Source organism: Ensifer sp. 38_S197, assembly GCF_056924495.1.
On the sequence record NZ_JBXOVZ010000002.1, the window covers coordinates 2,977,533 to 2,989,640 of the forward strand.

Annotated in this window: 14 protein-coding genes; 9 read left to right on the forward strand and 5 right to left on the reverse strand. The window is 61.8% G+C overall.

Annotated elements, in window-relative coordinates:
• Positions 1 to 216 precede the first annotated feature (216 nt).
• The 4 genes from AC1Z3V_RS27430 (at position 217) to AC1Z3V_RS27445 (ending at position 3,317) form a co-directional block, all read left to right on the forward strand.
• On the forward strand, positions 217 to 999 hold the full coding sequence (locus tag AC1Z3V_RS27430; protein ID WP_429815730.1) for an ABC transporter substrate-binding protein: 783 nt from the start codon (positions 217 to 219) through the stop codon (positions 997 to 999).
• 168 nt (positions 1,000 to 1,167) lie between these two features.
• Entirely contained in the window at positions 1,168 to 1,971 is an 804-nt protein-coding gene (locus AC1Z3V_RS27435) for an ABC transporter permease (RefSeq protein ID WP_483502863.1), read from the forward strand.
• The gene (locus AC1Z3V_RS27440; RefSeq protein ID WP_483502865.1) at positions 1,968 to 2,798 is read left to right on the forward strand and encodes an ABC transporter permease; all 831 of its coding nucleotides are present in this window, start codon (positions 1,968 to 1,970) and stop codon (positions 2,796 to 2,798) included. Before AC1Z3V_RS27435 ends, AC1Z3V_RS27440 begins: the two co-directional genes overlap by 4 nt.
• A 252-nt stretch (positions 2,799 to 3,050) precedes the next feature.
• Positions 3,051 to 3,317, forward strand: coding sequence for an usg protein (locus AC1Z3V_RS27445; protein ID WP_173516711.1), 267 nt, complete (start codon positions 3,051 to 3,053; stop codon positions 3,315 to 3,317).
• Between the two features lie 120 nt (positions 3,318 to 3,437).
• Here the strand turns inward: AC1Z3V_RS27445 and AC1Z3V_RS27450 are convergent, their stop codons facing one another.
• Positions 3,438 to 4,163: a DUF2270 domain-containing protein gene (locus AC1Z3V_RS27450; protein ID WP_483502866.1), complete on the reverse strand. Its 726-nt coding sequence runs from the start codon at positions 4,161 to 4,163 to the stop codon at positions 3,438 to 3,440.
• A gap of 203 nt (positions 4,164 to 4,366) precedes the next feature.
• Between AC1Z3V_RS27450 and AC1Z3V_RS27455 the strand changes: the two genes are divergently transcribed.
• The 3 genes from AC1Z3V_RS27455 (at position 4,367) to AC1Z3V_RS27465 (ending at position 6,979) form a co-directional block, all read left to right on the forward strand.
• On the forward strand, positions 4,367 to 5,194 hold the full coding sequence (locus AC1Z3V_RS27455; RefSeq protein WP_483502867.1) for a methyltransferase: 828 nt from the start codon (positions 4,367 to 4,369) through the stop codon (positions 5,192 to 5,194).
• 208 nt (positions 5,195 to 5,402) lie between these two features.
• Positions 5,403 to 6,272, forward strand: a complete 870-nt coding sequence (locus AC1Z3V_RS27460) for an NAD(P)-dependent oxidoreductase (protein WP_483502869.1) — start codon at positions 5,403 to 5,405, stop codon at positions 6,270 to 6,272.
• Positions 6,269 to 6,979, forward strand: a complete 711-nt coding sequence (locus tag AC1Z3V_RS27465; protein WP_483502871.1) for a DNA alkylation repair protein — start codon at positions 6,269 to 6,271, stop codon at positions 6,977 to 6,979. Before AC1Z3V_RS27460 ends, AC1Z3V_RS27465 begins: the two co-directional genes overlap by 4 nt.
• A gap of 10 nt (positions 6,980 to 6,989) precedes the next feature.
• On the opposite strand, the gene AC1Z3V_RS27470 is transcribed toward AC1Z3V_RS27465, so the two are convergent.
• From AC1Z3V_RS27470 to AC1Z3V_RS27480, 3 genes are all read right to left on the reverse strand, one after another.
• Positions 6,990 to 7,478 carry an Lrp/AsnC family transcriptional regulator gene (locus AC1Z3V_RS27470; RefSeq protein ID WP_173516716.1) on the reverse strand — a complete coding sequence of 163 codons (489 nt, stop codon included), beginning with the start codon at positions 7,476 to 7,478 and terminating at the stop codon, positions 6,990 to 6,992.
• Positions 7,479 to 7,543: 65 nt separating this feature from the next.
• The gene (locus AC1Z3V_RS27475) at positions 7,544 to 8,182 is read right to left on the reverse strand and encodes a uracil-DNA glycosylase family protein (protein ID WP_483502873.1); all 639 of its coding nucleotides are present in this window, start codon (positions 8,180 to 8,182) and stop codon (positions 7,544 to 7,546) included.
• The gene (locus AC1Z3V_RS27480; protein ID WP_483504162.1) at positions 8,175 to 8,900 is read right to left on the reverse strand and encodes a thermonuclease family protein; all 726 of its coding nucleotides are present in this window, start codon (positions 8,898 to 8,900) and stop codon (positions 8,175 to 8,177) included. Before AC1Z3V_RS27480 ends, AC1Z3V_RS27475 begins: the two co-directional genes overlap by 8 nt.
• A 173-nt stretch (positions 8,901 to 9,073) precedes the next feature.
• On the opposite strand from AC1Z3V_RS27480, the gene AC1Z3V_RS27485 reads away from it, so the two are divergent.
• Positions 9,074 to 10,609 carry a sensor histidine kinase gene (locus tag AC1Z3V_RS27485; protein WP_483502875.1) on the forward strand — a complete coding sequence of 512 codons (1,536 nt, stop codon included), beginning with the start codon at positions 9,074 to 9,076 and terminating at the stop codon, positions 10,607 to 10,609.
• 232 nt (positions 10,610 to 10,841) lie between these two features.
• Complete coding sequence (gene petA / locus AC1Z3V_RS27490; RefSeq protein WP_483502876.1) at positions 10,842 to 11,411, forward strand: ubiquinol-cytochrome c reductase iron-sulfur subunit; 570 nt, start codon at positions 10,842 to 10,844, stop codon at positions 11,409 to 11,411.
• Positions 11,412 to 11,484: 73 nt separating this feature from the next.
• Here the strand turns inward: petA and AC1Z3V_RS27495 are convergent, their stop codons facing one another.
• Positions 11,485 to 11,898 carry a diacylglycerol kinase gene (locus tag AC1Z3V_RS27495; protein ID WP_173516722.1) on the reverse strand — a complete coding sequence of 138 codons (414 nt, stop codon included), beginning with the start codon at positions 11,896 to 11,898 and terminating at the stop codon, positions 11,485 to 11,487.
• Positions 11,899 to 12,108 lie beyond the last annotated feature (210 nt).

A 12,108-nucleotide genomic window follows, 5' to 3' on the forward strand; every position in this document is an offset into this window, starting at 1 on the left:
GATTAACCGCCGCTGAACGCGTCGTTCATGTTCATTGCGAGGGTCGCCATCGCAATCTGCGGTCGAAATCCGATTCGCAGTGAGCACCTTCGCTTTCCTGTTGATTTTTACAGGGAAAGAGTACGAATATCGCCGCAACCGGAGGCAAACGCCCCGGTCGAAATTGGTGTCCGTGAAGAAGAAAAGACCGGGCGCCGACCAACAGAGAGGACTATCATGCGTATTTCCAGACGGCTGGCAGCCGCCGCATCGGCTGCCGTTTTCGTGCTCATGGCAGGCTCGGCCATGGCCGACGGCGAAAAGGTCGTTATCGGCACGGAAGGCGCCTACCCGCCCTTCAACAACCTCGAAGCGGACGGTACGCTGACGGGCTTCGACATCGACATCGCCAAGGCGCTGTGTGCGGAAATGAAGGCGGAATGCACCTTCGTCACGCAGGACTGGGACGGCATCATTCCGGCGCTGATCGCCAAGAAGTTCGACGCCATCGTCGCGTCCATGTCGATCACCGCCGAGCGCAAGGAAAAGGTCGACTTCACCAACAAATACTACAACACGCCGCCGGCCATCGTCGTACCGAAGGATTCGCCGATCACCGAGGCGACCGAGGCAGCGCTTGCCGGCAAGACGCTCGGCGCGCAGGGTTCCACCACCCACTCCAACTATGCCGAGGCGCATATGAAGGGTGCGGACATTAAGCTCTATCCGACCGCTGACGAGTACAAGCTCGACATCGCCAACGGCCGCATCGACGCCGTCATCGACGACGTCGTCGTGCTCTCCGAATGGCTGAAGACGGCTGACGGCGCCTGCTGCAAGCTGCTTGGCACCCTGCCGATCGACCCGGTCATCAATGGCGAAGGCGCCGGCATTGCCGTGCGCAAGGGCGACGACGCGCTGCGCGAAAAATTCAACAAGGCGATCGAAGCGATCCGCGCCAACGGCAAGTACAAGGAAATCAACGAAAAGTACTTCCCGTTCGACGTTTATGGCAGCTAATTGACGGGCTCCGACGCGATTTCCTAGTGAATCATGTCGGAGAAACGTCAGTTCATGCGAAAAATGCAACGGCGGATGGCTTGCCCTTCCGCCGTTTTTGTTTGACAAGAGCCTAAAACACAGCGCGATCGATACACACAAAAACGGCGCAAAGGGGAAACTTCTGACATGAGCGGGTTGTTTGCCGGCTTCTATTCCATCCTCTCCTGGATCGGATCGATCGTCGATCCATTCTGTGGCCCGGTCGGGGTCTTTCGCTGGCTGGCGCCCGGCACCTTGCTGGCCTGCGGCGACACGGGCTGGGGCGACGATATTGCCTACGGCTTCGTCGTGACCGCGAGCCTTGCCATCGCGACGCTGCCTGTCGGCCTGCTGATCGGCTTTTTCGTCGCTCTCGGAAAGCAGTCCGAAGAGCGCACCGTGCGGCTCGCCGCCAATGTCTACACGACGATCTTCCGCGGGCTGCCAGAACTGCTGACGCTTTTCATCGTCTATTACGGCCTGCAGATCCTCGTTCAGCAATTGCTGGGGACGTTCGGCTACGGGGGCCCGGTCGAGATCAACGCCTTCTTCGCCGGCATGATCGCGCTCGGCGTCGTCTTCTCCGCCTATTGTTCGGAAGTGCTGCTCTCCGCCTTCAAGGCCATTCCGCACGGACAGTACGAGGCCGGCGACGCCCTTGGTTTCCATCGCAACAGGACCATGCGCCTCATCATCCTGCCGCAACTCGTGCGCATCGCGCTGCCCGGTCTCGGCAATCTCTGGATGGCGCTGCTCAAGGACACCGCCCTCGTCTCGGTCGTGGGCCTGACGGACATCCTGCGCCAGACCGGCGTCGCCGCCCGGGTGACCAAGCAAGCCTTTGAATTCTATGGTGTGGCCTGCGTGCTCTTCCTGATCCTCGCGATGATATCCTCGATCGTCTTTGCGAATCTGGAACGCTGGACCAAACGTGCGGAGATGGGCCGATGACCGCTGTTGCAACGATGATCCCGCCGCAGGCCCCGCCTCCGGTTCCGCCAAAACCCTATACGCTATCCCGCTTCGTCGGCAGCGTTGCGCTCGGCATCTGGCTCGCACTTGGCGTCGGCATCTTCCTGACCGTCGTCAACGGTTGGGACCCGGAGAAGTTCGCGAAATACGGTCCGCGTTTCCTCTCCGGCCTCGGCGTCACGCTGATGCTGGTCTCGATCTCGATCGTGCTGGGCGCCATTCTGTCGCTGCCGATCGCCTTTGCCCGCATGTCGAAGAACAGGCTCTGGTCGTGGCTCGCCTATGGCTATGTCTATTTCTTCCGCGGCACGCCGCTGCTCGCGCAGCTCTTCCTGATCTATTACGGCCTCGGCAGTTTCCGCCCGCAGCTCGAAACGGTCGGCCTGTGGTGGTTCTTCCGCGATGCCTGGAACTGCGCGCTCTTCGCCTTCACGCTCAACACCGCAGCCTACCAGGCGGAAATTCTGCGTGGCGCGATCCAAAGCGTGCCGCGCGGCCAGCGTGAAGGTGCCGCCGCCCTCGGCCTGCCCGAGCGCGTCGCCTTCTGGAAGATCATCCTGCCGCAAGCGATGATCGTGGCGCTGCGCCCCTATGGCAACGAAATCATCCTGATGATCAAGGGTTCGGCGATCGTCGCGATCGTCACCGTCTTCGACCTGATGGGCGAAACCCGTTACGCCTTCTCGCGCACCTTCGACTTCCAGATGTATATCTGGGCAGCCATTCTCTACCTGATCATGGTCGAGATCCTGCGCAACATCTGGAGCCTGCTGGAAGCGCGGCTGACCCGTCACCTCAAGCGCTAAAGTTTGTCAGCGGCTTTGCGATAACGACATGCGAAGTATCAAAGACTGAAAGCGCAAGGAGCGAATCTGAAAGATCGCGATGCGCTTTAGGTCCGCAAGTCACCACCGGAAAAGCTTGGCAGCACTCTTCGCAAGGTGCTGCCAAGCTTTTGTTATTTCTACGAAAGTTTCATTTCGGGGCAAACATTAGCCCTTGATTAAGAAATCAAGCGTTTCATCATAGAGACCACCTTTGAGAGAAGTGAGGTCCTCATGACAAACGAGATGGAACTTCAGCTTAAGGGCTATGGCCTGACGACGGCCCAGATCCTCTATCACATGCCGGATCATCCGACCTTCCTCCAGACCTATGTCTGGCAGCACTACGACATCGCGCCCGACTTTCCGGAGATGCGCAGCTTCCTGAAATTCTGGCAGGAAAAACTGGATGGGCCGCTGCATTCGGTGCGCTATGTGCACCGCAAGCTGATCTCGGCAACGGAATGGCGGGCGCTGAAGGGCGAGTTCATCCTGCACTGAACCGCCGGCCGAAACTGATGAGCCTAAGTGGCCGTTCGGTCAGGCTACCCGCATTGCAATCGGCATGCCTGGACTACCGCGATGGCGCAGGCGTTCAGGCCCCCTCCAGGCGACGCGCCCTCAAACATGCACTTCCCCATGCGCCAATTCCCCTTCGCCCGGCTCCCTGTGCAGCGAGCCGTAGAGCACCAGCGCATAGAACAGCAACACGCCAACGATCACCGGCCAGCCGGATATGGGACCAAGCGCCGCATTCTGGGCGACATCGGCCCAGGAGCGCACGTGGCCGAAGGGCTCGCCATTGGTCGAGATCTTCGGCGAGGAAATCTTCAGCGTCCAGGCAAGCAGCAGGATCAGATACATCCAGCAATAGTTGCGCTGCAGCCGCCGGCAGACGGCCTCACGGTAACTCATCAGGAAGGCCGGCCTGCGCAGGCTCTTGGCGATCGCCACCGCCCAGTTGAGGTTCGGCGTTCCGTCCGGTGCGAGGATCTGCGCGAAATACCCCCGCTCCAATTGCCTGACGCGCGCCCGGTAGACATCGAAGAAGCGATAGCGCCGCGCTTCGATGAGCAGCAGCAGGGTGATCAGCAGCATCGCGAAGAGCAGCACGCTATGGTGCGACGACGGGGTCGACAGGGAAACGGAGAGCAGCGCGGCGGCGACGGTGATCGCCCAGTTGGAAGTCCGGTCGATGCGATCGCGCCAGCCGGCCATGCGGCCCAATTCGCCGCGGTAATAATGCACGACTGCGTTGATCTGCTCCTGCGATGACTGCGGCAGCGGCGGCCCCTTCGGCTCCTTGATCTCCGTCGTTATCACCAATGGACCAAGTTCGGCGGACATTGGCGTTCCTCCCATGTTTTCTTATGGTTATGATGATGACTCCATTCCTCCGCCCGATAAATCCCGCTGCCCCACGCGTCGCCGTTTTTTCCCTTCGAAAGGGCTAAATTTCTGTATCTTTTCGCAATCCATGCGTGAGCGGCCGCGGTAAACGATCGCCGACGGTGATTGCCAAAGTCCCTTTGCGGACGTAAGAAGCGGCGATGACCCAGAAGAGCACGAAAATCGACGAGGAAGCGTTGGCGGAAGCCTATCACCGCGCCCTCTCCCTGGAAAAATCCGGCAACTTCGATGCCGCTGCGGACGCCTATGCCGAAGTGCTGGCGCTCGACCCGGAAGACCACGGCGGCGCTGCCGTGCGGCTGGCTTCGATGGGGCGCGGCGAGACGCCGGTGAAGGCGCCTGACGCCTATGTCGCCACGCTCTTCGACCAGCATGCCGAGGTCTTCGACAACGTGCTCGTCGATCAGCTCGGCTATTGCGTACCCCTGCTCGTTCGCCAGCGGCTGCAGGCACTCGAACTCGGCCCGTTCGATCGCGTGCTCGATCTCGGCTGCGGCACGGGCCTTACCGGCGGTGCGCTCCGCGACATGGCTGACGATATCACTGGCGTCGACCTCTCCGAAAACATGGTCGAGATTGCGCATGAGAAGGATCTCTACGAGACGCTCTACGTCGCCGAAGCCGTCGATTATCTCGACGACAATGACGACGAGCCCTTCGACCTGATCGTCGCGACCGACGTGCTTCCCTATATGGGCGCGCTCGAGGCGCTGTTCTTCGGCGCCGTCGACAATCTGGTGCCCGGCGGCCTGCTGATCTTCTCCAGCGAGACGCTGCCGGCCGAAACCTTCGGCGGCCGCGATTTCATGGTCGGTCCGCACCAGCGCTTCGCCCATGCCGAAAGCTACCTGCGCAACCGTCTCGCGGCCACCGGCTTCGAGATCGTCGAGGTCGGCGACATCACCGTGCGCATGGAAGAAGGCGAACCGATCGCCGGCCATCTGGTGATCGCCCGCTTCAAGCCCTGATTGATCTCAGGCCGCTCGCATAATTCCTCAAATCGAAATCGATCTGAGGATAAAATTATGCAGCAGATTAAAAGCGTTACAGCGTCCCTTCCGCGTCTTGAATGGCGCGCGTCGCTACAGGCGAGCATCGAATGATGCCTCCCTTCGCTCTTTTCCCCATCCGCGCCATCGGCTACACCAATGCGAAAGCAATGGGAGTATTCGAAAAATGGCAAAGGTCGCATTCATCGGTCTCGGCGTCATGGGCTATCCCATGGCCGGCCACCTCAAGGTCCGCGGCGGACACGAGCTGACGGTCTACAATCGTACCTTCGCCAAGGCCGAGAAATGGGCCGCCGAGTTCGGCGGCCGCGCGGTGCGCACGCCGGCCGAAGCGGCCGACGGCGCCGAGTTCGTTTTTTCCTGCGTCGGCAATGACGACGACCTGCGCTCGGTGACGACGGGCAAGGACGGCGCTTTTGAAACGCTTGGCGCGGGCGCCGTCTTCATCGACAACACCACCGCCTCCGCCGAGGTCGCCCGCGAACTCTACGAAGCGGCGAAGGCGCGCAACGCCCACTTCATCGATGCGCCGGTTTCCGGCGGCCAGGCCGGCGCCGAAAACGGCGTGCTGACGGTGATGTGCGGCGGCGACGAGCCGGTCTTCGATCGTGCCAAGCCCATCATTGAAGCCTTTGCCCGCATGGTCGGCCTGATGGGCCCGGCCGGCGCCGGACAGATCACCAAGATGATCAACCAGATCTGCATCGCCGGCCTCGTCCAGGGGCTTGCCGAAGGCATTCACTTCGGCAAGAAGGCCGGGCTCGATATCGAGAAGGTCGTCGACGTCATCTCCAAGGGCGCCGCCGGCTCCTGGCAGATGGAGAACCGCCACAAGACGATGAACGCCGGCAAGTATGACTTTGGCTTCGCGGTCGACTGGATGCGCAAGGACCTCGATATCGTGCTGGCAGAAGCCCGCCGCAACGGCGCCAAGCTGCCCGTGACCGCCCTCGTCGACCAGTTCTACGGCGACGTTCAGGCCATGGGCGGCAACCGCTGGGATACATCCTCGCTGCTCGCCCGCCTCGAAAAATGAGCCTCGGCCCGTCCTCGACCGCAGACGAGATCATCGCTCACCTGCGGTCCCTTGGCTCTGAAGGCAATGTCGCCGGCATGGCGCGCTTCGGCATCGTCACCGATGCCGCCCTCGGCCTCTCCAATGTCGAGCTGCACAAGGTGAGGCGGCAGGTGAAAGCCGATCACCCTCGCGCGCTGGAACTCTGGCAGTCCGGCATCCGCGAGGCGCGCATCCTGGCCGCCTTCACGGCCGAGCCGACCGTGCTGACACTGGAAGAGGCGCGCCGCTGGGCGGACGATTGCAATTCCTGGGAAGTCGTCGACACCGTTGCCGACCTTTTCGTCGCCGCCCGCTTCGAGCGCGAATTGATCCCGGAATTCGCCGCCGACGAACGCGAGTTCGTCCGCCGCATCGCCTTTGCGATGATTGCAACCGCCGTAGTCCACCTGAAAAAGGAACCGGACGCGACGCTCCTCAGCTGGCTGCCGCTGATCGAAAAGCACGCAGGCGACGAGCGGAATTTCGTCAAGAAGGCAGTCAACTGGGCGCTCAGGCAGATCGGCAAGCGCAATCCCGCCTGCCACGATCCGGCACTGGCGCTCGCGGAACGCCTGGCCGCAAGCACGAACCGCGCCGCCCGCTGGACGGGCAAGGACGCGGTTCGCGAACTTAGGAGCGACAAGGTGCTCGCACGGCTCGGCCTCGGTCAAAGCCCAGCCCGTTAGCGCAGGCGCCTCAGTCCTCGGAGGATTTCGCCTGATCGATCACCATGTAGTCGAGCGGAAGCTCGGTCGTGTACTTGATCTGCTCCATGGCGAAGGCGGAGGAGACGTCACGGATCTCGATCTTGGCGATCATGCGCTTGTAGAATGCATCATAGGCAGCGATATCCGGCACGACCACGCGCAACAGATAGTCGACGTCACCGCTCATGCGGTAGAATTCCACCACCTCGGGAAACTCGGAGACCACCTCGGAGAAACGGCGAAGCCATTCCATCGAGTGCGAATTCGTGCGGATCGACACGAACACCGTGACCTTGGTGTTGATCTTCACCGGATCGAGAAGGGCGACGCGACGGCGGATGACGCCATCCTCTTCCATCTTCTGGATGCGCCGCCAGCACGGTGTGGTCGAAAGTCCCACCTTCTTGGCAAGGTCGGCAACGGCCAGCGTGGAATCCTCCTGCAGCAGGCGCAGGATTTTGCGGTCTAGGCGGTCCATGAAAGTCCCTCTCGAATTATTTTTCCCTCTATAGCGCGAAATTGGTGAAGATAAAGAAAATTGTTTCAGGCCGTGAGCATAATCACCCGCTCCCGCAGGAACGGCAGAACATCGGCCTCGAACCAGGGATTGCGCTTCAGCCAGCCGGTGTTGCGCCAGCTCGGATGCGGCAGCGGCAGAATGGCGGGATCCCTATTGCGCAGCGCGTAGCGCCGCCAATCCTTCACCGTCTCGGTCATCGATTTCGGACAGTCCGGACCAATATGCCAGCGCTGCGCATAGTGGCCGATCGCCAGCACCAGCTCGACCTGCGGCATCAGATCCATCACCCGCTGCCGCCACAACGGCGCGCATTCCCGGCGCGGCGGCAGGTCGCTGCCGTGGGCGTCATAACCCGGAAAGCAGAAGCCCATGGGCACGATCGCAAACTTCCCCGGATCGTAGAAGGCCTCGCGGTCCACCCCCAGCCACTGCCGGAGCCGATCGCCGGACGCATCGTTGAAGGGCAGCCCGCTGTCATGCACGCGAAGTCCGGGCGCCTGCCCGGCGATCAGGATGCGCGCGGCCGTCGAGATCACCGCCACCGGTCGCGGCTCATGCGGCAGCCGGTCGTCATCGCCGCGCATCGGGCTGTCGCGACAGATGCGGCAGGCAGCAATCGCAGCCCGCAGCCGCTCCAGGTCCGGGAGACCGTTCTCAGACATCACCAATACTCGCAAACAATGCGGTCAGGCGCTCCAGCAGCCAGCCCCTGATCGTCTCCAGCCACCCGTCGACCAGATGCGGGCCTTCGTCCGGATGGCCGTTCGTCCGGCGCCATTCCTGCGGCGCCGTGAACTCGCCTCCCCAAAGGCCGCGCCGCTCCTTCTCCGCCCGCGCCTCTTCCACCTGGTAGCGCCCGTAACTGACCGCGTAGCCGGAGAGCACCATCTCCCGGCCGACATCACGCCCGCCTGCCTCGCAGGTCCCAAGGTCGCGACCGTAGCGGTCGCGTCCATGGAAGCGGCAGCGCACATCGCCCGCCGAAATCAGCGCTCTCAGGCGATCACGCGCCTCACGGCCGCAATCCCACGTCCCGCCGTCGCGCTCGCAGCGTTGGTCCAGTTCCGGCGCATCGATCCCCTCGATGCGGATGCGCTTGCCATCAAGGCGAAGGCTGTCGCCGTCGCTTGCCGTGGCGAGACCACGCGCCTCGCCAGTTGCCGCGCGCTCCGCCACCGGCAGTTTGTCGGCGAAGTAGGCGCCGATCGAAAGGATCAGAAGAAAGATCCACCCGACGCGCATCCCGCCACGGCCGGCCGGTCGCGATCGGCCCACAGGGCCTCCGCCTCGCCCGCCGGTGAAGCGGTATCTCGTCCGGCTCGATTTCACGTTTCCTGCACCTCGATCGTTACGCGCGTTCCCAACACACTCGGGGCGCATCATGAATACACATGATTCCAAAAGCTTGGAGGCGAAATCTCATGCGCCGGCTCTCGCTTTCGGCCGAAAGACACCCCCGCGCCACAATGGTTGTCGAATCCTTCACGGCCGGCAGCAACTTCTTAAGGATTGCTCACTAGACTGCAAGGAAACCATAACCTTCGCATAAGAGCATGAGTATCGCCGCCAGCACCTCGACAGATAAGATCATTGTCGACAAGTCGCGAAACCATCGAAACAAGGCCGTTTCGAGGACGGTCCGCGCGACGCGCGAACGGCTGCAAGCGGGCTCGTCCGCGCCTTCGGGCTTCGAGCGCGAGATGCTCAATCTTTACATCGGTTCCGTCCTGCATGGCGCCATTGCCGTCCCGGTGCTCGTCACCCTGATTGCCGCCGTCGGGGTCTATCTCTCCGGCAATCTCAGCATCGTCCTCTGGGCGGTCATGACCCTTTCGGCGCATGCGGTGACGCTCGTGCTGGCAAGGAAGGCCCGCAAGAAGGACATCAGCGCGGAAAAGGTTCCGGTCTGGCGCCGGCGCCTGCTGCTCGCCCAGGTGTTGATGGGTCTCTGCTGGGCGGCCCTCGTTGCTCAGGATTGCGCGACCTGCGGCGATGTCCGCCTCGGCTTTTTCGTCGGCACTGCACTGCTCTTCGCGCTCGCCGTCACCGCCATGGGCACATTCCTGTTGCGCAATGCCCTGCTGTGCACGTTCACACCCGTGATCGCCGCATTGGCCTTCGTCTCGCTGACGACGGGCAATCAGACCTATATCGGCCTCACCGGCATCATTTCGCTGTCTCTGCTCTTCCTCGTGGTCATGACCGACCGCATGAACCGCGCCAATGTCCACATTCTCTCGGTTCAATCGGAGAAGGACGATCTGATCGCCGAGCTCGAAGTGGCAAAATCGATGTCGGATGAAGCGCGGCGCCGGGCGGAGGAAGCGAACCTCGCCAAGTCGCGCTTCCTGGCATCCATGTCGCATGAGTTGCGCACGCCGCTGAACGCCATCCTCGGCTTTTCCGAAGTCATGTCGACGGAAGTCCTGGGCCCGCTCAGCAACCCGACCTACAAGGAATACACCAACGATATTCATCGTTCCGGCGAACACCTGCTGAACCTGATCAACGAAATCCTCGACCTGTCGCGCATCGAGGCCGGCCGCTACGATCTGAACGAGGACGCAGTCAGCCTTGTCGAGATTGCCGAGGACTGCGTTGGCATGGTGCAGTTGAGGGCGCGCGCCAAGAACATCACCATCCACTCGCAGTTCGAAGCTGGCATGCCCTCGGTCTGGGTCGACGAAAAGTCGATGCGGCAGGTCATCCTCAATCTGCTGTCGAATGCGGTGAAGTTCACCAATGCCGGCGGCGAAATCACCTTCAAGTGCGGCTGGACCGCTGGCGGCGGACAATATCTGTCGATCAAGGACAATGGTCCGGGCATCCCCGAGGAGGAAATCCCGATCGTTCTATCGGCCTTCGGCCAGGGCTCGATCGCGATCAAGAGCGCCGAACAGGGCACCGGCCTCGGCCTGCCGATCGTCCAGGCCATTCTCGCCAAGCACAATGGCGAATTCATCCTGCGCTCCAAGCTTCGGGAAGGCACGGAGGCGATCGCCATCCTGCCGGCCCGCCGTGTGCTTGAAAGCCTGCCGCCGGTCGAGGACGTGGCGGCCCCGGTCCGCCGTCGCAAGAGTTTCGCCTGATCCCCATGCGCTGAAGCAATTCATGCTTGCCGCCGAAAGCGCGCGGCGCCGTCAGCGCCACTGCAAGGCACACCTTAATTCCGGAGCGAATTAAGGATAAAATTGCAAGATTAAGGTCGGATACCGCCACGCTTGCATCGCAATCACGATAGCCGAAGGTCGGACGTCCCTTCTGCCCCTCGCCAGGGCCATGTCGCTCGACCGCGTGGCGCGACGGAAGGAGCGCTGTGGCATGAACATATTCACTGATGAAACCAGGGAGCCGACAAGGCGTGAATTCCTCTATCTCTCCACCGGTATTGCCGGCGCCGTCGGAGTGGCGGGCGCTTCGTGGCCGTTCTTGGACCAGATGAACCCTGACGCCTCGACATTGGCGATGGCCTCGATAGAGGTCGACGTAGCCTCGCTTGAGGAGGGAGCGTCGATGACGCTCAAGTGGCGGAGCCGCCCGGTCTTCATCCGCAACCGGACGCCCAAGGAGATCGAGGCGGCGAAGGCGGTCGCGATGGACGAGCTCAAGGACCCGGTGGCGCGTAACGCCAATCTTCCCAAGGACCAGCCGGCCACCGATCTTGCGCGTTCGGCCGGAGAGGGCCGAGAGAACTGGCTCGTGATGGTCGGCGTCTGCACCCATCTCGGCTGCATCCCGCTCGGCCAGTCGGGCGACTATGGCGGCTGGTTCTGCCCCTGCCACGGCTCACACTACGACACGGCCGGCCGCATTCGTAAGGGTCCCGCCCCGGAGAATCTGGCGATACCGCCGATGACGTTTATCTCCGATACCGTCATCAAGATCGGTTAGAGCGCCGTGCGTCCAGACGAACGTACAAAGGACGCTCTAACTAAGCGCAGGTTTCGCTGCGGGATGTGTCGCCTCAGTTCATGAAGCCGTCGAAGATCACGACGTAACCGGCATAGACGGCATTGGCGATGATCAGGCAGAGGCAGGCGAAAGAACCGAGATCCTTGGCGTTCTTGCCCATTTCCGAGATTTCCGGCGATACGCGGTCGACGATCTCCTCGATCGCCGTGTTGATCGCCTCGAAGGCCATCATCAGCAGGAACAGGATCGCCATCGCCACGAATTGGAAGAAGGTCGCGCCGACGATGACGAAGGCAACCATGGCAATGCCGAAAGCGATCAACTCATGGCGGAAAGCAGCTTCGCTGATCAGCCGTTTCGCGCCACCCAGCGAATAGCTGGCGGCTGCGAAGAGATGGCGAATGCCGGTCTGCTTCTCGACAGGACTCGTCTGGCCAATGCGGTGCGTGGTGTTCTTGGCGTCCATTTCTTCTCGACAGGGCTTGAAACTGCGCTTGCTTCGACATCGTGAATGAGGCGAATGCAAGGCGTTCCCGGTTGCGGCGGCCTGCTGCATGTATCCGTAGATCCTTTCCGATCCAGGGATAAAACATGCAACACTTCAAAGTGCTGCAGCGACCTTCGCGCGTCTGACGAGACGCGCGGCGCTGTCAGACCATAGTTAGGGCTGCATGTG